The 25,624-nt window shown below is 67.0% G+C and carries 25 protein-coding genes; 2 read left to right on the top strand and 23 right to left on the bottom strand.

The window, feature by feature from the left end:
• Positions 1 to 2: 2 nt before the first annotated feature.
• The 12 genes from R3P93_RS12240 to rpe all read right to left on the bottom strand — a co-directional run bounded on the left by R3P93_RS12240 (position 3) and on the right by rpe (position 12,143).
• Positions 3 to 1,214, bottom strand: coding sequence for a phosphoglycerate kinase (locus R3P93_RS12240; RefSeq protein ID WP_032377823.1), 1,212 nt, complete (start codon positions 1,212 to 1,214; stop codon positions 3 to 5).
• Between the two features lie 5 nt (positions 1,215 to 1,219).
• Positions 1,220 to 2,239, bottom strand: a complete 1,020-nt coding sequence (gene gap, locus R3P93_RS12235) for a type I glyceraldehyde-3-phosphate dehydrogenase (protein ID WP_032365753.1) — start codon at positions 2,237 to 2,239, stop codon at positions 1,220 to 1,222.
• A 120-nt stretch (positions 2,240 to 2,359) separates the two neighbouring features.
• A complete protein-coding gene (gene whiA / locus R3P93_RS12230) occupies positions 2,360 to 3,343 on the bottom strand; it encodes a DNA-binding protein WhiA (protein ID WP_068050529.1) in 984 nt (327 codons plus the stop codon).
• A complete protein-coding gene (locus R3P93_RS12225; RefSeq protein WP_317533114.1) occupies positions 3,334 to 4,359 on the bottom strand; it encodes a gluconeogenesis factor YvcK family protein in 1,026 nt (341 codons plus the stop codon). The genes whiA and R3P93_RS12225 overlap by 10 nt, the downstream gene beginning before the upstream one ends.
• A complete protein-coding gene (gene rapZ, locus R3P93_RS12220; protein WP_094642373.1) occupies positions 4,356 to 5,249 on the bottom strand; it encodes an RNase adapter RapZ in 894 nt (297 codons plus the stop codon). Before rapZ ends, R3P93_RS12225 begins: the two co-directional genes overlap by 4 nt.
• 56 nt (positions 5,250 to 5,305) lie before the next feature.
• A complete protein-coding gene (gene uvrC / locus R3P93_RS12215; protein ID WP_317533113.1) occupies positions 5,306 to 7,396 on the bottom strand; it encodes an excinuclease ABC subunit UvrC in 2,091 nt (696 codons plus the stop codon).
• A 71-nt stretch (positions 7,397 to 7,467) separates the two neighbouring features.
• Positions 7,468 to 7,926, bottom strand: a complete 459-nt coding sequence (locus tag R3P93_RS12210) for a PH domain-containing protein (protein WP_068050542.1) — start codon at positions 7,924 to 7,926, stop codon at positions 7,468 to 7,470.
• 29 nt (positions 7,927 to 7,955) lie between these two features.
• A complete protein-coding gene (ribH, locus tag R3P93_RS12205) occupies positions 7,956 to 8,453 on the bottom strand; it encodes a 6,7-dimethyl-8-ribityllumazine synthase (protein WP_032398003.1) in 498 nt (165 codons plus the stop codon).
• Complete coding sequence (locus R3P93_RS12200) at positions 8,450 to 9,739, bottom strand: bifunctional 3,4-dihydroxy-2-butanone-4-phosphate synthase/GTP cyclohydrolase II (RefSeq protein ID WP_068050543.1); 1,290 nt, start codon at positions 9,737 to 9,739, stop codon at positions 8,450 to 8,452. The genes ribH and R3P93_RS12200 overlap by 4 nt, the downstream gene beginning before the upstream one ends.
• An 86-nt stretch (positions 9,740 to 9,825) precedes the next feature.
• Positions 9,826 to 10,437 carry a riboflavin synthase gene (locus R3P93_RS12195; protein ID WP_317533112.1) on the bottom strand — a complete coding sequence of 204 codons (612 nt, stop codon included), beginning with the start codon at positions 10,435 to 10,437 and terminating at the stop codon, positions 9,826 to 9,828.
• The gene (ribD, locus tag R3P93_RS12190; RefSeq protein WP_317533111.1) at positions 10,438 to 11,469 is read right to left on the bottom strand and encodes a bifunctional diaminohydroxyphosphoribosylaminopyrimidine deaminase/5-amino-6-(5-phosphoribosylamino)uracil reductase RibD; all 1,032 of its coding nucleotides are present in this window, start codon (positions 11,467 to 11,469) and stop codon (positions 10,438 to 10,440) included.
• Positions 11,469 to 12,143, bottom strand: coding sequence for a ribulose-phosphate 3-epimerase (gene rpe / locus R3P93_RS12185; protein ID WP_068050536.1), 675 nt, complete (start codon positions 12,141 to 12,143; stop codon positions 11,469 to 11,471). The genes ribD and rpe overlap by 1 nt, the downstream gene beginning before the upstream one ends.
• Before the next feature lie 36 nt (positions 12,144 to 12,179).
• Here rpe and R3P93_RS12180 point away from each other — a divergent pair, with 36 nt between their 5' ends.
• On the top strand, positions 12,180 to 12,569 hold the full coding sequence (locus R3P93_RS12180) for an MmcQ/YjbR family DNA-binding protein (protein WP_068050537.1): 390 nt from the start codon (positions 12,180 to 12,182) through the stop codon (positions 12,567 to 12,569).
• Between the two features lie 17 nt (positions 12,570 to 12,586).
• On the opposite strand, the gene R3P93_RS12175 is transcribed toward R3P93_RS12180, so the two are convergent.
• The 3 genes from R3P93_RS12175 to R3P93_RS12165 form a co-directional block, all read right to left on the bottom strand.
• Positions 12,587 to 14,056, bottom strand: a complete 1,470-nt coding sequence (locus tag R3P93_RS12175; RefSeq protein WP_094688696.1) for an RsmB/NOP family class I SAM-dependent RNA methyltransferase — start codon at positions 14,054 to 14,056, stop codon at positions 12,587 to 12,589.
• The gene (fmt, locus tag R3P93_RS12170; protein ID WP_317533110.1) at positions 14,053 to 14,976 is read right to left on the bottom strand and encodes a methionyl-tRNA formyltransferase; all 924 of its coding nucleotides are present in this window, start codon (positions 14,974 to 14,976) and stop codon (positions 14,053 to 14,055) included. The genes R3P93_RS12175 and fmt overlap by 4 nt, the downstream gene beginning before the upstream one ends.
• Positions 14,977 to 15,063: 87 nt before the next feature.
• Positions 15,064 to 15,780, bottom strand: a complete 717-nt coding sequence (locus R3P93_RS12165) for a PadR family transcriptional regulator (protein ID WP_394855294.1) — start codon at positions 15,778 to 15,780, stop codon at positions 15,064 to 15,066.
• A gap of 134 nt (positions 15,781 to 15,914) precedes the next feature.
• Here R3P93_RS12165 and R3P93_RS12160 point away from each other — a divergent pair, with 134 nt between their 5' ends.
• Positions 15,915 to 17,624 carry a diguanylate cyclase domain-containing protein gene (locus R3P93_RS12160; RefSeq protein ID WP_317533108.1) on the top strand — a complete coding sequence of 570 codons (1,710 nt, stop codon included), beginning with the start codon at positions 15,915 to 15,917 and terminating at the stop codon, positions 17,622 to 17,624.
• Here the strand turns inward: R3P93_RS12160 and R3P93_RS12155 are convergent.
• From R3P93_RS12155 to pyrF, 8 genes are all read right to left on the bottom strand, one after another.
• Positions 17,540 to 18,391: a cyclase family protein gene (locus tag R3P93_RS12155; RefSeq protein WP_317533107.1), complete on the bottom strand. Its 852-nt coding sequence runs from the start codon at positions 18,389 to 18,391 to the stop codon at positions 17,540 to 17,542. The genes R3P93_RS12160 and R3P93_RS12155 overlap by 85 nt on opposite strands.
• Before the next feature lie 79 nt (positions 18,392 to 18,470).
• Positions 18,471 to 20,438 (bottom strand): primosomal protein N', encoded by a 1,968-nt coding sequence (locus R3P93_RS12150; protein WP_317533155.1) that lies wholly within the window; start codon positions 20,436 to 20,438, stop codon positions 18,471 to 18,473.
• A 147-nt stretch (positions 20,439 to 20,585) separates the two neighbouring features.
• Positions 20,586 to 21,800 carry a methionine adenosyltransferase gene (metK, locus tag R3P93_RS12145; RefSeq protein WP_032397994.1) on the bottom strand — a complete coding sequence of 405 codons (1,215 nt, stop codon included), beginning with the start codon at positions 21,798 to 21,800 and terminating at the stop codon, positions 20,586 to 20,588.
• A 181-nt stretch (positions 21,801 to 21,981) separates the two neighbouring features.
• On the bottom strand, positions 21,982 to 23,232 hold the full coding sequence (gene coaBC / locus R3P93_RS12140; protein ID WP_317533106.1) for a bifunctional phosphopantothenoylcysteine decarboxylase/phosphopantothenate--cysteine ligase CoaBC: 1,251 nt from the start codon (positions 23,230 to 23,232) through the stop codon (positions 21,982 to 21,984).
• Between the two features lie 23 nt (positions 23,233 to 23,255).
• Positions 23,256 to 23,561 (bottom strand): DNA-directed RNA polymerase subunit omega, encoded by a 306-nt coding sequence (gene rpoZ / locus R3P93_RS12135; RefSeq protein WP_008716576.1) that lies wholly within the window; start codon positions 23,559 to 23,561, stop codon positions 23,256 to 23,258.
• Between the two features lie 72 nt (positions 23,562 to 23,633).
• Positions 23,634 to 24,245, bottom strand: a complete 612-nt coding sequence (gene gmk / locus R3P93_RS12130) for a guanylate kinase (protein WP_317533105.1) — start codon at positions 24,243 to 24,245, stop codon at positions 23,634 to 23,636.
• Positions 24,246 to 24,250: 5 nt separating this feature from the next.
• On the bottom strand, positions 24,251 to 24,571 hold the full coding sequence (mihF, locus tag R3P93_RS12125; RefSeq protein ID WP_317533104.1) for an integration host factor, actinobacterial type: 321 nt from the start codon (positions 24,569 to 24,571) through the stop codon (positions 24,251 to 24,253).
• Between the two features lie 209 nt (positions 24,572 to 24,780).
• The gene (pyrF, locus tag R3P93_RS12120; RefSeq protein ID WP_317533103.1) at positions 24,781 to 25,608 is read right to left on the bottom strand and encodes an orotidine-5'-phosphate decarboxylase; all 828 of its coding nucleotides are present in this window, start codon (positions 25,606 to 25,608) and stop codon (positions 24,781 to 24,783) included.
• Positions 25,609 to 25,624 lie beyond the last annotated feature (16 nt).

Genomic DNA, 25,624 nt, shown 5'->3' with positions numbered 1-25,624 from the left:
CGTTACGCCTCCAGGACGGATAGGCCGGGGAGCTGCTTGCCTTCGAGGTATTCGAGGGATGCACCGCCGCCGGTGGAGATGTGCGAGAAACCGTCGTCGGGCAGTCCGAGGGTGCGTACCGCAGCGGCCGAGTCGCCGCCACCGACGACGCTGAACGCGCCCTTCTCGGTGGCTCCGATGATCGCTTCGGCGATGCCCTTGGTGCCGGCCGAGAACTTGTCGAACTCGAACACTCCGGCCGGTCCGTTCCAGAAGACGGTCTTGGCATTCGAGAGAACGACGGCGAAGCGGCTGACCGAATCGGGTCCGATGTCGAGGCCCATCCAGCCGTCCGGAATCTCGGATGCCTTCACGGTCTTCGCCTCGGCGTCCGCCGCGAACTTGTCTCCGACGACGATGTCGACGGGCAGGTGGATCACGTCACCGAAACGCTCGAGCAGGTCCTTGCAGACCCCGATCTGATCCTCCTGCAACAACGAGTTGCCGACCGAATATCCCTGCGCGGCAAGGAAAGTGAACGCCATGCCGCCGCCGATGACCAGGGTGTCGACCTTGGGGGCCAACGCCTCGATGACGCCGAGCTTGTCCGAGACCTTGGAGCCGCCGAGCACCACCGCGTACGGACGCGCGGCGTCCTCGGTGAGCTTGGCCAGTACCTCGACCTCGGCCGCGACGAGAGTGCCCGCGTAGTGGGGCAGCAACTGCGCCACGTCGTAGACCGATGCCTGCTTGCGGTGCACGACGCCGAATCCGTCGGAGACGAAGGCCGCGTCGTCGCCGGCCAGAGCAACGAGCTCACGAGCCAGAGCAGCTCGCTCGGATTCGTCCTTGCTGGTCTCGCGCGGATCGAAGCGAATGTTCTCGAGCAGCAGCACGTCGCCGTCGGTCAGACCCTCGGCCCGAGCCTCGGCGTCCTGACCCACCACGTCGCCCGCGAGCTGAACGTGGCGTCCGAGCAGTTCGCCGAGCTTCGCTGCGACCGGAGCCAGGCTGTACTTCGCGTCGGGCTTGCCGTCGGGACGACCGAGGTGCGCGGTCACGATGACTTTGGCACCCGCCTCGACCAGTGCCCGGAGAGTCGGGATCGACGCCTGGATGCGGCCGGGGTCGGTGATCGTGCCGTCCTCGAGCGGGACATTGAAGTCCGATCGCACGAGGACGCCACGGCCTTCGACACCGGCATCGAGCAGATCCTGCAGTGTCTTGACAGCCATCGGTGTCAGAGGGACTTGCCGACGAGACCGATGAGGTCGGCGAGGCGGTTGGAGTAGCCCCACTCGTTGTCGTACCAGGAGACGATCTTGACCTGATCGTCGATGACCTTCGTCAGCGGCGCATCGAAGATCGACGAGTGCGGGTCGGTGACGATGTCCGAGGAGACGATCGGATCGGTGTTGTACTTCAGGATGCCCTTGAGGGGGCCCTCGGCTGCGGCCTTCATGGCGGCGTTGATGTCGTCGGCGCTTGCCTTCTTCTTCAACAGCGCAGTCAGGTCGGTGACCGAGCCGGTGGGGATCGGTACCCGAAGCGCGTAGCCGTCGAGCTTGCCGAGCAGCTGCGGGAGAACCAGGCCGATGGCCTTGGCCGCGCCGGTGCCGGTCGGGACCACGTTCAGGGCTGCAGCGCGGGCGCGACGCAGGTCGCTGTGCGGGCCGTCCTGCAGGTTCTGGTCCTGCGTGTACGCGTGAATGGTGGTCATCAGACCCGAGACGATGCCGAACTCGTCGTCGAGAACCTTGGCGATGGGGCCGAGGCAGTTGGTGGTGCACGACGCGTTGGAGATGATGTTCTGGCTGCCGTCGTACTTGTCGTCGTTGACGCCCATCACGATGGTGATGTCCTCGCCCTTGGCGGGCGCGGAGATGATGACCTTCTTGGCACCGGCATCGATGTGGCCCTGTGCCTTGGCAGCGTCGGTGAAGATGCCGGTGGACTCGACGACGACGTCGACACCCAGGTCACCCCACGGAAGTGCGGACGGGCCCTCACGCAGCGACAGCGCCTTGATCTTCTGGCCACCGACGACGATGGTGTCCTCGCCCTCGAGCGAGACATCGTGCGGCAAGCGACCCAGGATCGAGTCGTACTTGAGCAGGTGTGCGAGCGATGCGTTGTCGGTCAGGTCGTTGACAGCAACGATTTCGATGTCGGTGGTACCGAGCGCCTTCTGCGCATCGACAGCCCTGAAGAAGTTACGCCCGATGCGGCCGAAGCCGTTGACGCCTACCCGGATCGTCACTGTTCGCTCCTAAAAGTTGTGAAAACAGATGTCTGATTGTGCCTGCGTGCGGGGTGCCACACGCGGTTCCCACCCTAGTGTGCGCGCAGGCAGAGCGCGCGCATCACGTGATCGGGCCGGTCATGCCTCGTCGAGCAACTCGGCGGTGACGGCGGACTCGGTGTCCGGAATTCCGGTTTCCTTCGCCTTGCGGTCGGCCATGGACAGCAGGCGTCGAATTCGGCCTGCCACAGCGTCCTTGGTCATCGGCGGGTCGGCCAACTGGCCGAGTTCCTCGAGCGACGCCTGGCGATGCTGTACCCGGAGCGAGCCCGCGGCGGCCAGATGATCCGGCACGTCCTCGCCGAGGATGTGCAGGGCCCGCTCGACGCGCGCTGCGGCGGCGACGGCGGCCCTGGCCGAGCGGCGCAGGTTGGCGTCGTCGAAGTTGGCGAGCCGGTTCGCGGTGGCCCTGACCTCGCGTCGCATCCGTCGTTCTTCCCAGATGAGCCGGGTGTCCTGTGCGCCCATGCGGGTGAGCAGTGCCCCGATCGCCTCGCCGTCGCGGACGACCACTCGATCGGTGCCGCGGACCTCGCGTGCCTTGGCGGCCACGCCGAGGCGTCGAGCGGCTCCGACGAGCGCGAGAGCTGCCTCGGGACCCGGGCAGCTGATCTCCAGAGCCGAGGATCGACCCGGTTCGGTGAGTGAACCGTGCGCCAGGAATGCGCCCCGCCATGCCGCCTCGGAGTCCCCCACCGTGCCGCCGACCACCTGGGCGGGCAGGCCGCGAACCGGGCGACCGCGCAGGTCCAACAGGCCGGTCTGCCGCGCCAGTGCCTCGCCGTCCTTGGCCACGCGCACCACGTAGCGAGAGGTCTTGCGGAGCCCGCCTGCTCCGAGCATGTGCACGTCGGAGGAGTAGCCGTACAGCTCGAAGATCTCCCGACGCAGCCGTCTCGCAATGGACCCGAGATCCACCTCTGCCTCGACCACCACGCGGCCTGCCACGATGTGCAATCCGCCGGCGAATCGCAGGAGTGCGGACACCTCGGCCTTGCGGCAACTGACCTGACTGACGGTGAGCCTGCTCAGCTCGTCCTTGACCTCCGCTGTCATGGCCACGAAGTGATCCCCTCTCTGCGTGCGGTAGTCGGTGCGGTGCCGTCGGTGGACGACACGATGGATCCGAGCCCCGCAGCAAGCTTGCCGTAATGATGTGCGTGGGTGCCGTTTTCGGCAACGTCGACGTAGACGACCTCGGCACCGAGCCGGGCCGCTGCCCGCGCCACGTGCTCGCGGTTGCTGCCTTCCGGGACCGAGGCGGAATCGACCAACACGTAGTCGATTCCCAAATCCGGTGCGTGTTGGGAGAGTACGTGGACATGGCGCTCGGCGGAGAATCCGGTGGTCTCCCCCAGCTCCGGTGCCAGGTTCAACACCAGTACCTTCGGCGCGCTCGTGCGAGCGAGCGCGGCGAGCTGATCGGGCACCAACACGTGCGGGATGACGCTGGAGAACCACGATCCCGGTCCGAGCACCACGAGGTCGGCCTTATCGATCGCAGCGAGTGCATCCGCCGAGGCAGGCGGTTCGGGTGGCAACAGTCGAACGCGGCGAACCTTGCCAGGAGTCGTCGCCACCGCAACCTGTCCGCGAATGACGCGGCTCACACGTGGGTCGTCCTCCAGACCGGAGACATCGGCCTCGATGTCGAGTGCGATCGGCGACATCGGAAGCACCCGTCCGTCGATTCCGAGCATCCGCACCATCTCGTCGAGTGCGGCGATCGGATCGCCCAGTACCTCGGTGAGGCCGGCGAGGATGAGGTTGCCCACCGAATGCCCGGCCAGAGCGCCCGTGCCGCCGAAGCGGTGCTGCAGGACGTCCGTCCAGAGCTGCGTCCTCTCGTCCGATCGTGCCAGCGCAGCCAGTGCCATGCGCAGGTCTCCGGGCGGAATGACGCCGAGCTCGGCCCGCAGACGCCCCGAGGATCCCCCGTCGTCGGCGACCGTGACGATGGCGGTGACGTCGGGACCGAGCAGCCGGGCCGCCGACAGCGTGGCGTACAGGCCGTGCCCGCCGCCGAGCGCGACGATCCTGGGGCCCGCTGTCGGTACTTCGGTGTCGACCTCGCTCATTCGCGACCCAGATCCCGATGCAGCACGCGCACCGACACATCACCCTGGTCGGCGAGAATTGCCGCCAGTGCCTCGGTCATCGCGACACTTCGATGCTTCCCTCCGGTGCAGCCAACGGCCACCGTCATGTACCTCTTGCCTTCCCGCACGTATCCCTCGATGGTCAGATTCAGCAGGTGCGTGTACGTCTGCAGGTAATCGCGTGCCCCGTCCTGCCCCAACACGTAGTCGCGAACGTCCGCGTCCTGGCCGGTATGTTCGCGCAGCTCGGGCACCCAATGTGGGTTGGGCAGAAAGCGCACGTCGCAGACCAGGTCGGCGTCCATCGGCAGGCCGTACTTGAAGCCGAACGACTGCACGGTGACGCCCACTCCGGTGGTCTCGGCCGCGCCGAACACCGTCTCGATCTTGCGCCGGAGTTGATGCACGGACAGGGACGTGGTGTCCACCGTGAGATCCGCAGCTGCCTTGACCTGAGCGAGTCGCAACCGTTCGGCGGTGATGCCCTCGGTCAGCGTTCCGTCCTGACCGTCGTTCTGCAGGGGATGGCTACGCCGGTTGGACTCGAATCGACGGATCAGCACGGCGTCGGACGCATCCAGGAAGAGCACTCTGTTGCGCACGCCCTTGGAGTCGAGTTCTTTCACCACCCAGCCCAGATCGCCGGTGAACAGGCGGCTTCGGACGTCCATCACCAGTGCCAGTCGCTCGATTCTGGGCTTGGACTCGCGTCCGAGATCGACCATCTTGGAGATGAGCTCCGGCGGTAGATTGTCGGCGACGTACCAGCCGAGATCCTCGAGAATCTTGGCCGCAGTGCGCAATCCTGCACCGGACACCCCGGTGACCAACGCCACCTCGATCTCGTCGTGCTGCGACTCCCCCTCGATGGACTGCTCGAGGTGTTCTTCGGACGGTGGATGTCTCTGTGTCTGGTGTTCGCTCACTACGAAGCCTGTCCCGCCGATTCCACACGCGGTGCGATCGCATGTTCCGCCGTGTTCTCGCCCGATGTCGTTGCACTTGCGTTGCCATCATCGCCTACATCGGCGTCGTCCGTGTCGGAACCCAGCGCGGCCAGCACCGACTTGGCCGTGGTCTCTCCGATTCCCGGAACCTCGACGATCTCCGCGACCGTTGCACGCTTGAGGTTGGCTACCGAACCGAAGTGTGCCACCAACGCTGTTCGACGCGACTCACCGAGTCCGCGAACCGAATCGAGGGCCGACGCCGTCATCCGCCGTGATCGCTTGCTGCGATGGAACGTGATCGCAAACCGGTGCGCTTCGTCTCGGACCCGTTGCAGCAGATAGAGCGATTCGCTCGTGCGCGGCAGGATGACCGGATCCTCCTCCCCCGGAACCCATACCTCCTCGAGACGCTTCGCCAGACCGACCACAGCGACGTCGGTCACGCCGAGCTCGTCCAGTACCGCTGCGGCGGCGGCCACCTGAGGGGCACCGCCGTCGACGACGAACAGGTTGGGTGGATACGCGAATTTTCGCGGTCTGCCGGTCTGCGGATCCAAGGCCGCTTCGGGGGCCAGATCGCCCCCTGTTCCCTCGGCCGTACCGTCGGCCGAATGTCGCAAAAATCGGCGACGAGTCACCTCGGCGATGCTCGCCACGTCGTCGGAATGCCCGTCGCCTGCCGCTTCCTTGATCGCGTAGTGGCGGTAGTCGCTCTTGCGGGGCAGTCCGTCCTCGAAGACGACGAGCGAGGCCACCACGTCGGTTCCCTGCACGTGGGAGATGTCGATGCACTCGATGCGCAGTGGTGCGGAATCCAGATCCAGCGCCTCCTGAATACCCTGCAGCGCAGCCGATCTGGACGTGAAGTCGCCTGCACGCTTGAGCTTGTGCTGCTGCAGGGCCTCCTTGGCGTTGCGCTCGACGGTCTCGGCCAACGCCTTCTTGTCGCCGCGTTGCGGAACTCGCAAGGTCACGTTCGAGCCCCGGAGTTCACTGAGCCAGACCTGAACCTCGTCGGCGTTGTCCGGCAGGACCGGAACCAGTACTTCCCTCGGGACGGCATTGGATCCACCGTCGTCGCCGCCCGGTGCCTGTGCGGACAGGGCTGCCTGCTCGCCGTAGAACTGCGTCAGGAACTGTTCGACCAGGGCGGGCAGATCGGCCTCGTCCTGGCGTTCGATCACCTCGCCTGCCTTCTCCACCACCCAGCCGCGTTGCCCTCGCACACGGCCGCCGCGGACGTGGAATACCTGAACTGCCGCTTCCAGGGCATCGGTGGCGAAGGCGACGAGATCGGCGTCGGTGCCGTCGCCGAGCACCACCGCCTGCTTCTCCAGTGCTCGACGCAGCGCACCGACGTCGTCTCGCAGACGCGCGGCGGTCTCGAAATCGAGGTCCTCGGACGCAGCCTGCATCTTCTTCTCGAGCTGACGAACGAGCTTGTCCGTCTTACCGGCCAGGAAGTCACAGAAGTCCTCGACGGTGCGCCGATGCTCGTCGGCGCTGACTCGGCCGACACACGGTGCCGAGCACTTGTCGATGTAACCCAGCAGGCAGGGCCTGCCGATCTGATTGTGGCGCTTCAACACTCCGGTCGAGCACGTGCGGGCGGGGAACACCCTCAACAGAAGATCCAGCGTCTCCCGAATCGCCCACGCGTGCGCGTAGGGGCCGAAATACCGCACGCCCTTGCGCCTCGGTCCGCGGTAGACGAACAACCGCGGGAATTCCTCGTTCATCGTCACCGCGAGCATCGGGTAGCTCTTGTCGTCGCGATATCGGACGTTGAACCGTGGATCGAACTCCTTGATCCAGTTGTACTCGAGCTGCAGAGCCTCGACTTCGGTGGTCACCACCGTCCACTCCACCGAAGCCGCGGTGGTGACCATCTGGCGAGTGCGAGGATGCAGCGAGGCGATGTCTGCGAAGTAGGAATTGAGCCGACTGCGGAGGCTTTTGGCCTTTCCTACGTAGACGACGCGACCGTGCGGATCGCGAAATTTGTACACCCCCGGCTCCACCGGGATGGTTCCGGTGGCCGGGCGGTAGGTAGCGGGGTCGGACACGGCAACCACGTTAGCCGTCGGGTCCGACGTTCTCCGCATCCGCAGCTCAGCTGTGGTGCGGAGGTCCGACGTCAGTCCCGATCGACCTCGATGTCCGGAACGGAGGCGGCGGGCGCGTACTTACGCTCGAGTGTGCGGAACTGTCTCACCGCCGCGACCGCGTGGTCACGATCGTTGGACTGGATGGCCATCACGTTGATGAACTCGTCGTCGGGAATGTCGACTCTGGCCCACATGGCTCCGTCCGGGAAGGACAGGCCACGCACCAGATCCCATTCGATGAGACGCTCCGACAACAGGTTCCGTACCGCGACACCGGCCGGCCCGACGCGAATGCGCGGGCGCGTCAGCACTAGCGCCAGGCCTCCCAGAAGGACTCCGATTCCCGCCATCGCGAGCTGGTCGGCGGTTCTGAAGTACACCCCGGTCGGCGACACTCGCAGCAGGACGGCGACGGTCGAGTGCGCCACCACGAGCAGTACCGCGGTCGCGATGGCGTAGCGGGCCGACTTACGCGACTTCACCACCATGTCCCACTCGGCGGACGGTGCGCTGCCGGTCACGTGAACTCCTGATTCGTCCAGGGTTGGCGGAGGTGCTTGAGAGTCAGCGCCGTGTCGATCGCGGCCGCCGTGGCCTGTGCGCCCTTGTCCTCGAACGAACCGGGCAGTCCGGCGCGATCGAGCGCCTGCTGCTCGTCGTTGGTGGTGAGCACGCCGTTGGTGACCGGAGTGCCCTCGTCGAGCGAGACACGCGTCAGCCCGGCCGTCACGGCGTCGCACACGTACTCGAAATGTGGTGTGCCGCCACGGATGACGACGCCGAGAGCGACGACGGCGTCGTGGTTGCGGGCCAGCGCCTGCGCGACGACGGGCAGTTCGATGGCTCCGGCGACACGGATGACCGTGACGTCCTCGATCCCCGCCGACTCGGCTTTGCGAAGTGCACCGTCGAGCAACGCCTGGGAGATCTTCTGGTGCCATTGACCGGCCACGATCGCCAGCTTGAGATCACTCGCGCCTGCCAGCTGCAGGGTGGGTTCGCCTTCGCCGCTCATGATGTGGCCCCATTCTCGTGGGCGGGAGTGGAGCCTGCGGAATGACCATTTTCGAAGTCGTCGAGCCCGGTGAGGTCGTGGCCCATGCGGTCGCGCTTGGTGCGCAGGTAGGTGAGGTTCTCGGCGTTGGCGCGCAACGGCATCGGCACTCGCTCGGTCACGTGCAGTCCGTAGCCGTCGAGTCCCACTCGTTTGGCGGGGTTGTTGGTCAGCAGCCGCATCGAGGACACGCCGAGGTCGACGAGGATCTGGGCACCGATTCCGTAGTCGCGCGAGTCGGCGGGGAGTCCGAGCTGCAGGTTGGCGTCGACGGTGTCGGAGCCTGCGTCCTGGAGTTGGTAGGCCTGGAGCTTGTGCAGCAGACCGATGCCGCGACCTTCGTGTCCGCGCATGTACAGCACGATGCCGCGGTCCTCGGCGGCGACCATTTCCAGCGCCGCGTCCAGCTGTGGTCCGCAGTCGCAGCGCAGTGATCCGAACACGTCGCCGGTGAGGCATTCGGAGTGCACTCGAACGAGCACGTCGTTGCCGTCTCCGTCGGGGCCCGCGATGTCGCCGCGCACGAGCGCGACGTGCTCGACCTCGTCGTAGATGCTCTGGTAGCCGACGGCGCGGAAGGTGCCGTGGCTGGTGGGGATTCGGGCGTCGGCGACGCGGACGACGTGCTTCTCGTGCTTGCGACGCCAGGCGATGAGGTCGGCGATGGAGATGAGAGCGAGGTCGTGTTCGTCGGCGAAGACGCGCAGTTCGTCGGTCTGGGCCATCGCGCCCTCGTCCTTCTGACTGACGATTTCGCAGATGACGCCTGCAGGCCTCAGGTCTGCCATGCGCGCGAGGTCGACGGCCGCCTCGGTGTGGCCGGGGCGACGCAGCACTCCGCCGTCCTTGGCGCGCAGGGGTACGACGTGGCCCGGCCGGGTGAAGTCGTTGGCTCCGGTGTCGGGATCGGCGAGCAGTCGCATGGTGGCCGCCCGGTCGGAGGCCGAGATTCCGGTGCCGATGCCTTCGCGGGCGTCGACGGTGACGGTGTACGCGGTGCCGTGCTTGTCCTGATTGGTGGCGAACATCGGTGGCAGGCCGAGCCGGTCGCAGTCCTCACCGGAGAGCGGAACGCAGAGGTAACCGGAGGTGTAGCGGACCATGAAGGCGACCAGTTCCGGGGTGGCCTTCTCGGCGGCGAAGATGAGGTCGCCTTCGTTCTCGCGGTCCTCGTCGTCGACGACCACCACTGCTTTGCCCGCAGCGATGTCCGCAACTGCGCGCTCGATACTGTCGAACCTGGTCACCACGGTGTGCTCCATACGTCTCGGGCCTGGCTCAGCGCCCTGGAAATTCTCCGATGCACCATCGATTGCGTGCACGTCAACAGTACTTACTGTGCGTCGATCGTCTGCAGCCGCTCCACGTACTTGGCGATGACGTCGACTTCCAGGTTGACCGGCGTTCCGACCTCGGCCGTGCCGAGAGTGGTCAGGTCGAGGGTGGTGGGGATCAGGGAGATCTCGAACCAGTGCGCACCGTCGTCGGTGCCGAGTCCGGAGACGGTGAGCGAGACGCCGTCGACGGTGATCGAGCCCTTCTCCACGACGTAGCGTGCGACCGAGGTGGGCAGTGCGATGCGTACGACCGTCCAGTTCTCCGACGGGGACCGGCTAATGATGGTCCCGGTGCCGTCCACATGGCCCTGCACCAGGTGCCCACCGAGACGGCTGCCGAGCGCGGCTGCCCGCTCGAGGTTGACGCGGCTGCCCACATCGAGGGTGCCGAGGCTCGAGCGGTTCAGAGTTTCCTGCATGACGTCGGCGGTGAATCCGCCGTCGGGCAGCACCTCGACGACGGTCAGGCAGACGCCGTTCACCGCGATGGAGTCGCCGTGGCCTGCATCCGAGGTCACCACCGGTCCGCGGACGGTGAACCGCGCGGCGTCGGGAAGTTCGTCCTTGGCCACGATCTCGCCGAGCTCTTCGACAATTCCGGTGAACATCTACTTCGCTCCTTCGGGCACGACGCCGATCAGAATGTCGTTGCCGATCATGGTGACTGTCTCCGTGCGGAACCGAATTGCGTCGGCAATTGTTCCGATACCCGCATTCTCCACCGCTGCGGGCCCGCTGCCCAACACGGCCGGCGCGACGTACGCCACGACGCGGTCCACGAGCCCGGCGGCGAGGAACGCCCCGGCCAACGTCGGACCGCCTTCGAGCTGGATGTCGGTGTGCTCGTGCAGAGCATCGATGACGGCGGCGGGATCGTGTGTGTCCAGGAACACGGTGGGTGCGTCGGATCCACGGATTGCCGCGGTCGGGGGTGTCGGCCGCGATCCGACGACAACGCGCACCGGTTGGTGGGGTGCGAGGGTTCCGTCGGGACGTCGTGCGGTCAGGCGCGGGTCGTCGGCCAGTACGGTGCCGGTTCCCACCACGATGGCGTCGAGCTTGGCCCGTTCGGCGTGGACGTGCGCCCGGGACTGCGGTCCGGTGATCCACTGGCTCGTGCCGTCCGCCGCCGCGCTACGGCCGTCCAGGGTGGCGGCATACTTCCACGTCACGTGCGGCCGCCCGGTGCGTTGCTTGTGCAACCAGGCTCGCAGCGGACCCTGCCGCACCTCGGTCTCGCCGGTCCCCTGTTCGACGCGAATGCCCGCCGCGCGCAGGGTGTCTCCGCCGCCCGATGCGAGCGGATTCGGATCTGCGACGGCATGCACGACTGCGGCGATGCCCGCCGCGATCAGGGCCTGTGAGCACGGTCCGGTGCGGCCGGTGTGGTTGCAGGGTTCGAGGGTCACCACCGCGGTACCGCCGCGAGCTCGGTCCCCGGCCTCGGCCAGCGCGACGATCTCGGCGTGTGGTCCGCCGGGCGGGCGAGTCGAACCGATGCCGACGACGATGCCGTCGGCATCGAGGATCACCGCGCCGACCGGGGGGTTGGGACTGCTGATGCCCCGGGCGGCTTCGGATGCCTCGACGGCGAGGGCCATGGCGTCCGCGACGGACAGTGTTGCGCCCTGGCCGTTCATTACGACAGGTGATGTGATGCGCGGGCGGCGCGGGCACGGAGGTCGCGCACGGCGACCGCGGGGTCGGCGGTGTTGTAGACGGCCGATCCGGCCACGAAACAGTCGATTCCGGCCTCCGCGGCCTGCTCGATCGTATCGGAGTTGATGCCGCCGTCGATTTCCACTATCAGCCGGAGATCACCGGAATCGACAAGTGCCCGAACAGCTTTCGCCTTGGAGAGCACCTCGGGCATGAACGACTGTCCGCCGAAGCCCGGCTCCACGCTCATCACCAGCAGGGTGTCGAAGTCGCGCAGGATCTCCAGGTACGGCTCGATGGGTGTTCCCGGCTTGACGGACAGGCCTGCTTTCGCGCCCGCGGCGCGGATGTCGCGTGCCACTGCGGACGGGTCGTCGGTTGCCTCGGCGTGGAAGGTGACGTTGTACGCCCCGGCCTCGGCGTAGGGCGGAGCCCAGCGGGCCGGGTCCTCGATCATCAGGTGGCAGTCGAGGGGGATGTTCGTCGCCTTCAGCAAGCTCTCCACGACCGGCAGACCCAGGGTGAGGTTCGGCACGAAGTGCGCGTCCATGACGTCGACGTGCAGCCAGTCGGCTCCGGCCACCGCCTCGGCTTCGGCAGCCAGACGAGCGAAATCAGCGGACAGGATCGAGGGGGCAATCATCGGGGAAACCACGATTGACGAGCCTAGCCCAGCCGGTATCGTTCGCCCATGACCACCATGGATTACGCGGCGACGGTGATCGCCGAGTTGCCCGAGGTCACCGAGGGTGTTCGGTACGGCCATCCGGCATGGTCGGTGGGCAAGAACGTCTTCGCGTGGATTCGGCCGTTCAGCAAGGCCGATCTGAAGCGGTTCGGCAGCGAGATTCCGCCCAGCGGGCCGATCCTCGCGGTCCGCACCGCTGATCCGAACGAAAAGGAAGCCATCCTCGCCGCCCACCCGCGGGCGTGCTTCACCATCCCGCATTTCGACGGGTTCGCCGCCGTTCTGGTCGACATCGACAACACCGGCGACGACGAACTGCGAGAACTGATCGTCGACGGCTGGCTGGTCTACGCCCCGAAGGATGTGGCCGAGACGTTCCTGGCCGGCGACTGATCACATCGGCATGCTGTTCACATCGGTTTACGCAGCGCCGCCATGAACATCGCGTCCGTACCGTGTCGGTGCGGCCACAGTTGCACCGACGTGCCGTCTCCGAGTTGTGGGACACCCGGCACCAGCTCACGGGTATCGAGCGGCTCGACGCCGTAGCGGCGGATCGCGTCGGCGACGACGGCCGTGGTTTCGGACAGATGCGGCGAGCAGGTCGAGTACAGCACCACTCCACCGGGGCGAACCAGCTGTATTGCCGCTGCCAGCAGTTCTTTCTGCAGAGTCACGAGCGCCGCCACGTCGGAAGGTTGTCGACGCCAGCGTGCTTCGGGCCTGCGTCGCAGGGCACCGAGTCCGGTGCACGGCGCATCGACGAGCACTCGGTCGTAGCCGCCGTCGAGTCCGGACGCTCGACCGTCGACGGTGTGCACCGTCACCGGAAGATCTTTCGTCGTCTTCGACACCAGATCGGCTCGGTGCGGGGTCGGTTCGACGGCGTCGACCGTGGCACCGTCGATTTCGGCGATGGCACCGATCAGGGCAGCTTTACCGCCCGGTCCGGCGCACAGGTCCAGCCACCGGCCACCGTCCTCGCCGACCAGCGGTGCCAGGGTGAGCGCCCGGCCGACGAGTTGACTGCCTTCGTCCTGCACTCCGGCCAACCCGTCACGGACGGCGTCGATCTTGCCGGGATCACCGCCGTCGAGGTGCACGGCATACGGCGAATAGGGCCCCTCTTCTCCCCCGGTGATCAGCGCCAGTTCTTCGGCGGAGATCTCTCCGGGCCGGGCGACCAGGTGCACCGAGGGGCGCGCGTCGTCGGCCTCGAGGACGGCGGCGAGTTCACCGGCGTCGGCACCGAGTGCATCGGCGAAGGCCTGCGCGATCCACGTGGGATGCGCGTACTCGAACGCGAGGTGGCCGACGGGATCGACCCCCGCCTCGGGCGCAAGTTCGTCGACCCACTGCGCCGCCGTACGTTCGGACACGCGCCGCAACACGGCGTTGACGAAACCTGCTTTGCCGGAACCGAATTCGGACCGAGCCAGGTCCACCGACGTGGCGACGGCGGCGTGAGGAGCCACCCGGGTACGCAGCAGTTGGTACGAGCCGAGCCGCAGAATGTCGAGTAGTGGTCCGTCGATCTCGGCGGCGGGCCGACCGGCGGCGTGGGCGATCACCGCGTCGAGCACACCACGCGCTCGGGAAGCGCCGTACGCGAGTTCGGTGGCCAGTGCCGCGTCGCGTGAGTCGAGCTTGCGCTCTCGCAGCAAACCGGGCAGCACCAGGTTGGCGTAGGCATCCCGCTCGCGCACGGCCTTCAGCACGTCCCTGGCCGCGCGACGGGCCGGGTCGATCGCGTCGACGGCACGGGGTCCCCCGCCCTGCGGGGGCCGGTTTCCCTTCGGACCACGCGCACCGGGCGACTTCTTGGTGGTCTTTCGGGCCGGACTCGACTCGCGCTTTCGAGGCCTGTCGGGTTCTGTCATCGCGCTACCGCCGTATCGTCCAGCCGAGCGCCGCGCGCCCAGTCGAGTGCCTTCATGAGCTTCTTGCCCTGCGGTTGAACTTCGCCGAGAACCACTGCCGTCGTACCTGTTCCGATGTGCACCCCGGACTTGCGCACCTCGATCGAACCCGGCGCGAGCGTGTCCTCGGAGTGCTGAACCGGTGAGATCTTGACGCGGAGTTCACCGATCGTCGTCCATGCGCCTGGTGTGGGGGTCACCGATCTGATGTGCCGGTCGACGAATGCAGCAGACCGCGTCCAGTCGATGCGTGCGGCGTCGACGCTGACCTTGCTCGCGTAGGAGATCCCGTCCTCGGGCTGCGGATGCGCCGATGCCGTCCCGTCCTCGATCGCGTCGAGGGTGGCAGCGAGTAGGTCTGCTCCGCTCGACGCCAGCCGGGTGAGCAGGTCCCCCGTCGTGTCGGTTGCGCGTACCCGCTCGGTGACGACGCCGAGTACCGGGCCGGTGTCCATTCCCGCGTCGAGCAGGAAGGTGGAGGCACCGGTGATCTCGTCGCCTGCGGCGATGGCGGCCTGTACCGGCGCGGCACCTCGCCATGCGGGCAGCAACGAGAAGTGCAGATTGATCCAGCCGAAGCGAGGGATGTCCAGCACCGGCTGCGGCAGCAGTGCCCCGTACGCGACCACCGGACACACGTCGGGTGCGAGTTCGGTGAGCTGTGAGACGAAATCCGGATCCGCGGGCTTCGCGGGTGTGAACACGGGGATTCCGTGCTCGTCGGCCAGCTGCCCGACCGGTGAGCGCATCGTCTTGCGACCTCTACCGGCAGCGGCGTCGGGCCGAGTCACCACCGCGATCACCTCGTGGCGTTCGGACTCGAGCAGTGCCCGCAGCGACGGGACCGCGGGCTCCGGTGTACCGGCAAAGACGACGCGCACTCGAGCAACTCCCTGGGATGGACGAAAGGATCTCGGGTGTCCATCCTAGGGAGTCGCAAGCACTGCGGACGATTCCGCACCTGCCGGTCACGGCGCGTCGGGGGCGTCGACCGTGTCGTCGGGATCTCGATCGGTCGAACCGTCCTCGGCAAGTATCCGATACAGCGACCTGCGGGCTTCGGTGAGAATCTCGGCGGCCTGCTCCACCTGTTTCGGTGTGCCCACTCCGGCGACCTGACCGGCTGCGCCCATCAACTGGCCGATGAGCGCCCGAAGATCCCGGGCGTCGACTCCGACGGACTCTGCCACGTCGTCCCACGGGCTGCCCAGGTCGGCACGATGGGCCTCGATGTGTGTTCGACCCTCGTCGGTCAGCGCAGCGGTCTTGCGGCCGGCCACCTTGTCGATGAGGACCAGGCCCTCGTCTTCGAGTTGCGACAGGGCCGGATAGATGGAGCCAGGACTCGGCTTCCAGGTGCCGTTGCTCTTCTCGGCGATCTGCTGGATCAGTTCGTATCCGTGCATCGGACGTTCCTCGAGCAGCAGGAGGATTGCAGCGCGCACGTCCCCGCGACGCCCTCGCCCTCCCCGACCGCGACCTCGACCGAAATCTGCGTTCGGCCCGAAACCACCGGGACCGAAACCACCGGGACCGAAACCGGGGCGCATGCCTTCCGGTCCCCGTCCGAACGGCCCACCGGCACCGTGCCTGCTCCGTTCACCGTGACCTCTCCTGCCGCGGCCGCGCTCTCGTGGACCGTGATCGTCCGACGGGCCGCGGTCCTCACTCTGCGCGACCCACATCTGGAACGGCGCGCCACGCATGTGTCGACGTGCTCGTCCAACGGACCGAAACAGCGGCCGGCTCTACCGCGCTCGCGCAACCACGCTCGCGCACCAACGAGGGAGGCCGTGTGGCCGGATCGACGAGGCGATGCGTGACCGTCGTGCTCGGATGCGTCCTCGCCATCGTCCTGCTCGCCGGCTCCAACGTTCTCGGCCAACGAACCTCCGTACTGATCGACGACATCGCACAGCTCGCGGGAGGTATCACGGCGACGATCGTCTGCTGGCGGACGGCGTCGAGAAGAACGGGCACCGAACGGCAGTGGCGCGTTCTGATGGCCGCCGGAATGGCCTGCTGGAGTGCAGGCATGGCGGTCTGGGCCTTCTATCGATCCGCTCTCGGCATGCCGCTGCCGACCGCGTCCGTCGCCGACGTCGGATTCTTTCTCTTCCCGATCCTCGCCGTGCCTGCCCTGCTGGCCTTCGTCGGCCCGTCGCCCTGGCGGGCTGCCTCCAGTGCACGCCATGTCTGGGTGATGTCGTTGCTCGACGGGGCCGTCGTCGTCGGGTCGCTCTTCGTTCTCTCCTGGGCAACCGTGCTCGGCGCGGTCGTGCATTCGTCGGAATCCGACTCGATCGAGTTCCTGGTGGCGATCATGTACCCCATCACCGACCTGGTACTCGTGGCCATGATCGTGCTGCTCGCCGTGATCCCGAGGATCGCCGCGCGATATCGGACGCAGCTCACCCTGCTCGGCGCCGGAATCCTGATGATGGCGATATCCGACAGCATCTACGCGTATCTCGTCGCCACCGGTGCGGACTTCATGCCGGTTCTGACCGACGGCGGATTCATCGCAGGCACAGCGCTCATCGCTCTCGCGGCTGCTGCCCCGAGGACCGTGGACGACAACCCGGCACCGCGTGACTCGTCGACACACAGCTCGTCGCCGGACGAATCGAAGCCCACCGAGTCGGACTGCACCGAGGCCGTCACCGGCGCGAGAACGCAATTGCTGTTGCCGTACGCACTCATGGGTGCGATCGGGATCGTGTTGGCGATACTGCGTGTGCAGACCGGGGAGCTGGACTCGACCGTGGTGGTACTCGGGGTTGCAGTGGTGTTGCTCTCACTCGTTCGCCAGGTGATCACCCTGGTGCAGAACGACAATCTGCTGCGAAGCCTGACTCGGGCGCAGGCCGAGTTGACGTACCGCGCGCATCACGACGGGTTGACCGGATTGCTCAACCGGTCGTCGTTCGACGAACACCTTCGGGCGGCGGTGAACGACGCCCGAGCGGGCCGAGGCCGCGCCGTCCTGCTGCTCATCGACCTCGACGACTTCAAGAGCGTCAACGACAGATTCGGACACGGCGGCGGCGACCGACTACTGGTCGAACTCGCACGCCGCCTCGAGCGATGCGTCGTGGACGGAGTGGTGGCCCGCTTCGGCGGCGACGAGTTCACCGCCCTGGTGTACGCCGACCTCGATGCCGGTCGCGCGACGGCGGTCCGCATCGCCGAGACGATGCGGACCGCCCACGAGATCGACGGCCATTCGGTGTCGGTCGGCGTGTGCGTGGGCGTGGTGCAGATCGGTCAGCTCGACCGCACACCCCACGACAGCACGAGCGTGGCCGGCTCCGACACCGCCGACGAGGACGAGCTGATGCGGCTGGCCGACCGAGCGATGTACGAGGCCAAACGCGAGGGCAAGGCCGGCATCTACGCCTACGACACCGCGGGTGCACTCACCGCGGTGCCGAGCACCTCCGATCAGGCGACCCTGGGGACCAGGCCGAAAATGGTTGCAGGTGAACCGGATCCGGCTCGGTTGATCGGGCCGCCGACCAGAACGTAGGCACCCGTGGTCGGAATCGACTCCAGATTGGTCAGGTTCTCCAGGCTGATCCGACGCCGGTCGTAGAGCTTGACCGACACCGGATAGGTGTCGTCGTTGCCCAGATCGGGCCCGAAGGTGTCGGTGCCGAGGGCACCTCTGTCGGCTAGCCTGCCCGTGTCGATCAACCACTGTGCTGCCTCCGGAGAGAACCCGGGTTGGTGCGTCACACCGTCCGCGTCCGCGTTGGCGTACGCATCGGTCCCCCAGCGTGACGCCCATCCGGTCCACAGAACGACAGCCGCCCCTGGTGGAATGGCACCGTTGACTGCTTCCCAGTTCTGCAGGTCGGCCACGGTCACGGCGTAGTCGGCGTCGGCCGCCGCCCGATCACGAATGTCGATCTTCACCGCGGGCAGAAACAGATCCTCCGGATCGAGCTGGTCGGCGGTCAGCCCACCTTCCTGGAAGTGCGCGGGCGCTCCCCAGTGCGTGCCGGTGTGCTCGCCCTCCTTGACGTACTGGAGGTAGAAGCCGTCGTCTGCGACGGTGAACGCCGTCTCGAGCGAGAATTCGGGATCGCCGGGAAAGATCGGGGTGAGCGCCGGATCGTTGATGTGCGACAGGGACACGATCCGTAGCAGTCGGTCCAACGGAACGACCGGTGTCGGTGGCTGCGCCGAGCCGGTACCGGGCAGGGCGTCGGCGGTGGCAGGTGCGGCCAGACGGGCACCGATCACCACTGCCAAACCTGTTGTCGCACGGCGAAAGAGCTGCCTTCTCTTCATGTCCCCGACCCACCTTTCATCGGCGCCCCGTGCGCCGCCCCGAGGCAACCCTAGGCCACGTCGAGCCGGGACGGCGGAATCAGCCGATTCGAATCGGGTCTATCTGGACCCGCACTCCGCCGCCGAGTTTCTTGGCACTGCGCGATGCCTGCGCGGTGGCCAGTGCCCGCGCCAACGCCGCCCCGGTGCTGCGCGGCACGCGTATCAACAACCGCTGCACGTCACCGGGAAGTGCGTCCTCACCGCCGCCCGCCGGCGCCCGTTGGCCGTCCGGCAGATCGACCGGTCCGAGTATTTCCACCGACTCGGGCAGATCTGCGCTCTCCACCAGCGCGGTGATCGCATCGGTGGTTCCGTCGACGGCCGCAACGTGCACGGCGGGCGGGAACCGTACCTCCACTCGTTCGTCCAACTGACTTCTGGCGTGCCACAGCGGGTCCCAGCGAACCAGTGCCTGCACCGTGGGTATCTCGGACTCGGCGACGACGACCACTCGTCCGCCTGCCGTGCCCGGCCGAACCAAAGCGGCAGCGGTCATCCACCGACGCAGCGTCTCCTCGGCCGCACGCAGGTCTGCCCGGCCGAGCAGGGCCCAGCCGTCCAGCAAGAGGGCCGCGCCGTATCCACCGTCGACCGTCGGCTCGGCACCGACGGTGGACACGACCAGACCGGCACCGGGTCGGACGGCGTCGAGCACGGCGGCGCCTCCCGAGTTGTGAACCGGTACTCCGGGAAATGCCCGTCCGAGTTCCTCGGCGGTGCGGCCCGCGCCGATCACGACCGCACGCAGGTTGCGCGATCCGCATACCGTGCACCGATGCGCGGTGTCTGCGATTCCACACCACGAGCACGTCGGACTGCCTGCTCCGTCGCTCCCCGGGGCCGACGGCAGCGCCAACGGACCGTTGCACCGGCGACACCGAGCCGGATGTCGACACTTCGCGCACGCCAGTGACGGCACATAGCCCCCGCGCGGAACCTGAACCAGCACAGGCGAATCGGCCTTCAGCGCGGCCCGAGCCGCCTCGAACGCGATCGCGGGCAACCGGGCGACACGGGCTGCCGGATCCCGCGCGAGCGCATGGTCCGAGTCGGCCAAGGCCACCACGTGGGGTTGACGCTCACGGACAAGTTCACGTGGAGCCACCAGGTCGTGTGCCCAACCGGAATCCACGAGAGCTTCCGCCTCCGCGGTCCGCGCATGTCCGCCGATGACCACCGCGGCTGCGGACACGTGCGCTCGCAGCAACGCCACTTCTCGGGCGTGCGGATACGGCGAACGGGGCTCGGCGAAACTGTCGTCACCGTCGTCCCAGATGGCGATCATGCCGAGAGTGGACACCGGAGCGAACACGGCGCTGCGCGTCCCCACCACGACGACCGGGCCCGATCGCAGCCCACGCAACCATTGCCGATACCGCTTCGCCGGGCCCAGCCCGGCCGACAGCGCCACCACTCGGTCGGCACCGAGCAGAGCCGTGCAGGCCGTCTCCAGACGATCGAGGTCTCGCTGATCGGGGACCACGATCACCGCGGACCGACCGCCGGCCACGGTCACGGCGGCGGCCTCCGCCAGCCGCACCGGCCACAGCTCACCGGGCAGCGCCTGCCATATAGCGCGCGGTACGCGTCCCGATGCCAATGCGTCGAGGAAGTTCGAGCCGTGGGTGTAGGCCGACCAGGCTGCCCGATCGATGTCGGGCTCGGCCGGGGGCTCGACGCCGGGTGTCTGTTCCGCCTCGACTCGGGCATGGCGAGCCGGGATCGCCAGCCGTAGCACGTCAGCCCTGGTCCCGGCGTATCGATCAGCCACCGCCGCGGCCAGTTCTGCGATCTCCGGAGTCAGAACCTGCTCCGCGGACACAACCCGATCGAGCCAGCCGAGCTTGCCGGAGTGCTCGGTCTCGGCCAGTCTGGCCAGCACGAAACCATCGACCAGTCGGCCCGCGAACCGCACCCGAACTCGGACACCCGGCTGAGCATCACTGCTCACCTCTTCGGGAACGAGGTAGTCGAACTCGCGGTCGAGATGCGGCAGCGGCAACATCGGAAGAATGCGCGCGATCGGAAGATCCGACGCCGCCACCCGCGCTACGCCCGCCACCGCACCTCCTCCTCGATTCTCACCCCACACTCGATGTCGGAGCACCGAGCCGGTGCGAGCAGGGTACGTGCAGAACGGTCGACGCCGAACTCAGAGTCCGGCAGCCTCCCGGAGCTTGCCGGCGCGATCGGTGGACTCCCACGGCAGATCGATGTCGGTGCGGCCGAAGTGACCGTACGCGGCGGTGGGCGCGTAGATCGGTCGCAGCAGATCCAGATCACGAATGATCGCACCGGGACGTAGATCGAACACCTCGCTGATCGCCGCCTGGATTCGCGCGGGATCGGTCTTCTCGGTACCGAACGTCTCGACGAACAACCCGACCGGTGCAGCCTTGCCGATGGCGTACGCCACCTGGACCTCGATGCGATCGGCGAGACCGGCGGCAACAGCGTTCTTCGCAACCCAGCGCATCGCGTAGGCAGCACTGCGGTCGACCTTCGACGGGTCCTTGCCGGAGAACGCGCCACCGCCGTGCCGTGCCATACCGCCGTAGGTGTCGACGATGATCTTCCGGCCGGTCAGTCCGGCGTCGCCCATCGGTCCACCGAGGACGAACTTTCCGGTGGGATTGACCAACAGACGCACGTCGGACGTGTCCAGTGTCGGCACGTCCAACTCGGCGAGCACCGAGCCGAGCACCTTCTCCCGAATGTCGGGAGTGAGCAGGTTGTCGAGATCGATGTCCGCTGCGTGCTGAGTCGAGATCACGACGGTGTCGAGGCGAACGGCGTTGTCACCGTCGTACTCGATCGTCACCTGCGTCTTGCCGTCCGGACGCAGGTACGGCAGCACTCCGCTCTTGCGGACCTCGGTCAGTCGCCGAGAGAGCCGGTGCGCCAACGCGATCGGCAGCGGCATCAGCTCGGGAGTGTCGGTGTTGGCGTAGCCGAACATCAACCCCTGATCCCCCGCGCCCTGACGGTCGATCTCGTCGTCGGACAGTCCCTCGACTCGGGCCTCGTGCGAGTGATCGACGCCCTGAGCGATCTCGGGTGACTGCGCGCCGATCGCAACGTTGACACCGCACGAATTTCCGTCGAACCCCTTGGCCGACGAGTCGTACCCGATCTCGAGCACCTTCTCGCGCACGATCTTGGGGATGTCGGCGTATGCGGTGGTATTGACCTCACCCGCGACATGCACCTGGCCGGTGGTGACCAGGGTCTCCACGGCCACCCGAGCACGCGGATCCTCCGTCAGCAGAGCATCGAGAATGGAATCGCTGATGGCGTCACAGATCTTGTCGGGGTGACCCTCTGTGACGGACTCGCTGGTGAAAAGCCGACTACCGGACTTGCTCACGGACTTCCTCTCGACGCATGTTCCTGCCCGACCCGACGCCTCGCGCCGGTCGGGCACTCCACGAAAATTGACGTTCCCTCGGTGTTATCGCCCCTGCCGGAGCCGCGCAAACCTCTACGGCACTACACGTGGTGCCCAGCACGGTAGCCGGTACGACATCGATCGTGCACTCTCGGCATCGTCACGGATTCGACTTCGGTCGAGTACTCCGCGCATCGAGCATCTGCGCCACCGAATCCAGCACGCGGCTCGCGAGAAGTGCTTTGGAGCCCTCGCCGAGCGCCGCCTCGGAACCGTCGGAACCGAGCAGCCAGCCGTCGTTGTGGTCGACCTCGAACGCCTTGCCGTCCCCGACAGCGTTGACCACGAGCAGGTCGCAGCCCTTGCGTTCGAGCTTGGCCCGCGCGTACGTCAGCACGTCGCCGTCCGCGTCCCCGGTCTCGGCGGCGAATCCGACGATGACCGTCGACGGTTCGAGCTCACCGTCGCGGCGAGCCGACACGAGGCCGGCGAGTATGTCGTCGTTGCGGACCAGCGGGATCGACGACGGTTCGTCGGCCCCCTTCTTGATCTTGCTGCCCGCGATGGACTCCGGGCGGAAGTCGGCGACCGCGGCCGCCATCACCACGGCGTCGACACCGACGGCAAGTTTGCGAACGGCCTCCTGCATGTCCGACGCCGTCTTGACGTGCACCACGTCGACCGCGGCCGGAGCGTCGAGGTCACTGGTGTACCCGGCGACCAACGTCACCTGGGCTCCTCGTTGCGCTGCCACTCGCGCGAGCGCATATCCCTGCTTGCCCGAGCTTCGGTTGCCCAGAAAACGAACCGGATCGAGAGGCTCGCGAGTGCCCCCGGCAGAGACCAGAACACGGCGTCCTTCGAGATCGCGAGGAAGCGCGTCCCCTCGCTCGGTCACCAGCATGGAGAGCGCGAAGATCTCGTCCGGCTCCGGCAGCCGGCCCGACCCGGTGTCGCGTCCGGTCAGACGCCCCGATGCAGGTTCGATCACATGCGTACCGCGCGAACGCAGGGTCGCGACGTTGGCAACCGTGGCGGGGTGTTCCCACATCTCCGTGTGCATCGCGGGAGCGAGCACCACCGGACACCGCGCAGTGAGCAGAGTGGCCGTCAGAAGATCGTCGGCACGTCCCCCGGCGATACGGGCCATGAGGTCCGCAGTGGCGGGGGCGACGACGACGAGATCCGCCTCCTGGCCCAGGCGAACGTGCGGAACTTCCGGCACGTCCGCGAAGACCCCGGTCCGGACCGGTTGACCGGACAGCGCCTCGAACGTCGCGCGCCCGACGAACTCCAGTGCGGACGCGGTCGGAATCACCCGTACCTCATGCCCGCTCTCGGTGAAACTACGAATGAGCGAACAACTCTTGTAGGCGGCGATACCTCCGCCGACTCCGACGACAACGCGCAAGTCAGATGTCCTCTGTGAGGTTCTTATTCGCCTTCGGTGTGCTCGAGGAGGTCCGCGTGGATCTCGCGCAGAGCGATCGACAACGGCTTCTCCTGCAGACCCGGCTCGACCAGTGGACCCACGTACTCGAGGATGCCGTCACCGAGCTGGTTGTAGTAGTCGTTGATCTGGCGCGCACGCTTGGCTGCGTAGATCACGAGGGCGTACTTGGACGAGGTGCGGGCGAGCAGCTCGTCGATGGGTGGATTGGTGATGCCGAGCGGCGTGTCGTAGGCCGGCAGAGCGCTGCGTCCGTCGAAGTCGGAAACGGCCGCTGAAGTGCTGCTCACTGATGATCTCCTGAAATTGCATCGTTGGTGCTACGAACTAGCTGGTCGGGGCCTCGTGCGCCGTGAAAATGGTCAGCTGTTGCCGGCCGACGACCTACCGACCAACAAGGATACCAATTGTTCGCACGAATGGTCGACATCGGTATTGACAACCACCGTGTCGAACTCGTTCTGTGCGGCCAATTCCACCCGTGCGGTCTCCAACCGGCGCTCGGTGGCCGCACTCTCCTCCGTCGCTCGCCCGACCAGACGAGAGACAAGGTCTTCCCACGTCGGTGGTGCCATGAACACCAGCAGAGCCTCGGGTTTGGACACCCGCACGGCACGGGCACCGGCAAGATCGAGCTCGAGCAACACCGGGCTGCCCGCCTCGAGCGCGGCCTCCACGGGTGCGGCCGGAGTCCCCGACCGCTGCAGACCACCGTGGATACTCGCCCACTCGAGCAGCTCGTCGTCGGCGATCATCCGATCGAACTCGCCGGCCGACACGAAGTGGTAGTCCTGACCGTCCACCTCGCCCGGGCGCGGTGACCGCGTCGTGACCGACACGCTGAAGACCAGCTCGGGCAGCGCCGCGCGCACGAGCCGAACGACACTGGACTTGCCGACGCCGGAGGGGCCGGAGAGCACCACCAACCGGCCGCGCTTCTTCTCCGGAATCGATGTCGCCGCAGCGTCACTCACCGTCGTCAGGCCTCGAAATCGAACTTCGTCAACAGCGCCTTGCGCTGCCGATCGCCGAGACCGCGCAGTCGACGGGTGGGCGCGATCTCCAATTCCGTCATCAATTCCGCTGCTTTGACCTTGCCTACCTTCGGCAGGGCCTCGAGCAACGCGGAGACCTTCATCTTGCCGAGAATCTCGTCCGTCTCGGCATCTACGAGAACCTGCTTGAGATCGGTGCCGCCGCGCTTGAGACGCTCCTTGAGCTCGGCGCGCGCCTTCCTGGCGATCGCTGCCTTCTCGAGGGCAGCGGCGCGCTGCTCGGGGGTCAACTGGGGAAGGGCCACTGTCGGTTCCTCCGTCTTCTCGTTCTGGGCGGTACGACGCACACGACCGCTGTCGGCACGACGACCATCTGTGTACCACTGCCGCCGGCCGCGGCCATCGACGCTCCGCACCGGCTGTCCGCACTGTTCGTCGGCAGCGCTAGCGACCGTACCGACGACTCACGTTCACCGCTAACTCGCCCCCGGATGCCCGAGCGCAGCAGCGTCGACTATGCGAGACCGGCTTCGATCTCGTCACGCAGCCGCGTAGCGGCGTCGCGCAATGCCGTCGCCGACGGGCCTGCCGCCAGCACACCCCGAGAGGAGTTGGGGAGCAACAGCTCACGCGAATCGCGAAAGATCTCCGCGAGATCGGCAACCGTGGCCCCCTGTGCACCCAGACCCGGTGCGAGGATGGGACCGGTGTAGGTCGACAGGTCGAGACCGTGATCGCGAGTGGCACCCACCACCAAGCCCACCGTGTCGGCATCGACGCGATTTCGCGTCGCCGCCGCGTCGACGATCGACTGAGCCACCGACTCGCCGCTCGACGTCTGCGCCTGCTGCAGAGCCGAGCCCTCCGCATTGGACGTTCGAGCCAGTACGAACAGCCCTCGTCGGTGGTGCACCGCTCGGTCGACGGTCTCCCCCAGCGAATCGAAACCGAGGTACGGCGACACCGTGACAGCATCCGACGACAACGGCGAATCGGGTTCCAGCCAGGCCTGCGCGTACGCATCCATCGTCGTGCCGATGTCACCGCGCTTCGCGTCGGCGATCACCAGAGTGCCCGCATCGCGCAGCACACCGACAGTGCGTTCGAGCACCGCGTACCCGGCAGATCCGTACGCCTCGAAGAAGGCCACCTGAGGCTTGACGATCGCCACCTCACCGACGAACGCCTCGACACACAGCTCGGCGAACACTTCGAGACCGTCGGCCGAGCGTGGCAACTCCCACGCCTCGAGCAGCGCCGGATGCGGATCGATTCCGACACACAATCGACCGCGCGCTGCGACCGCGGCGCGCAGCCGATCGGACCAACTGTGATGGCTCATTGCATTCCCCGCTCTC

Source organism: Rhodococcus cerastii (assembly GCF_033042195.1).
Taxonomy (GTDB): Bacteria; Actinomycetota; Actinomycetes; order Mycobacteriales; family Mycobacteriaceae; genus Rhodococcoides.
The sequence above is the reverse complement of the archived record's forward strand: the minus strand, read 5'-3'. Positions and strand labels throughout refer to the sequence as shown.

Excerpts from the sequence above, each read along its gene's own strand:
- R3P93_RS12240 (WP_032377823.1), bottom strand. The coding sequence starts at position 1,214 with ATGGCTGTCAAGACACTGCAGGATCTGCTCGATGCCGGTGTCGAAGGC.
- R3P93_RS12225 (WP_317533114.1), bottom strand. The coding sequence starts at position 4,359 with ATGAGCGAGGTCGACACCGAAGTACCGACAGCGGGCCCCAGGATCGTC.
- R3P93_RS12210 (WP_068050542.1), bottom strand. The coding sequence starts at position 7,926 with ATGGTGGTGAAGTCGCGTAAGTCGGCCCGCTACGCCATCGCGACCGCG.
- ribH (WP_032398003.1), bottom strand. The coding sequence starts at position 8,453 with ATGAGCGGCGAAGGCGAACCCACCCTGCAGCTGGCAGGCGCGAGTGAT.
- R3P93_RS12195 (WP_317533112.1), bottom strand. The coding sequence starts at position 10,437 with ATGTTCACCGGAATTGTCGAAGAGCTCGGCGAGATCGTGGCCAAGGAC.
- ribD (WP_317533111.1), bottom strand. The coding sequence starts at position 11,469 with ATGAACGGCCAGGGCGCAACACTGTCCGTCGCGGACGCCATGGCCCTC.
- R3P93_RS12180 (WP_068050537.1), top strand. The coding sequence starts at position 12,180 with ATGACCACCATGGATTACGCGGCGACGGTGATCGCCGAGTTGCCCGAG.
- R3P93_RS12175 (WP_094688696.1), bottom strand. The coding sequence starts at position 14,056 with ATGACAGAACCCGACAGGCCTCGAAAGCGCGAGTCGAGTCCGGCCCGA.
- R3P93_RS12165 (WP_394855294.1), bottom strand. The coding sequence starts at position 15,780 with ATGTGGGTCGCGCAGAGTGAGGACCGCGGCCCGTCGGACGATCACGGT.
- R3P93_RS12155 (WP_317533107.1), bottom strand. The coding sequence starts at position 18,391 with ATGAAGAGAAGGCAGCTCTTTCGCCGTGCGACAACAGGTTTGGCAGTG.
- R3P93_RS12150 (WP_317533155.1), bottom strand. The coding sequence starts at position 20,438 with ATGTTGCCGCTGCCGCATCTCGACCGCGAGTTCGACTACCTCGTTCCC.
- pyrF (WP_317533103.1), bottom strand. The coding sequence starts at position 25,608 with ATGAGCCATCACAGTTGGTCCGATCGGCTGCGCGCCGCGGTCGCAGCG.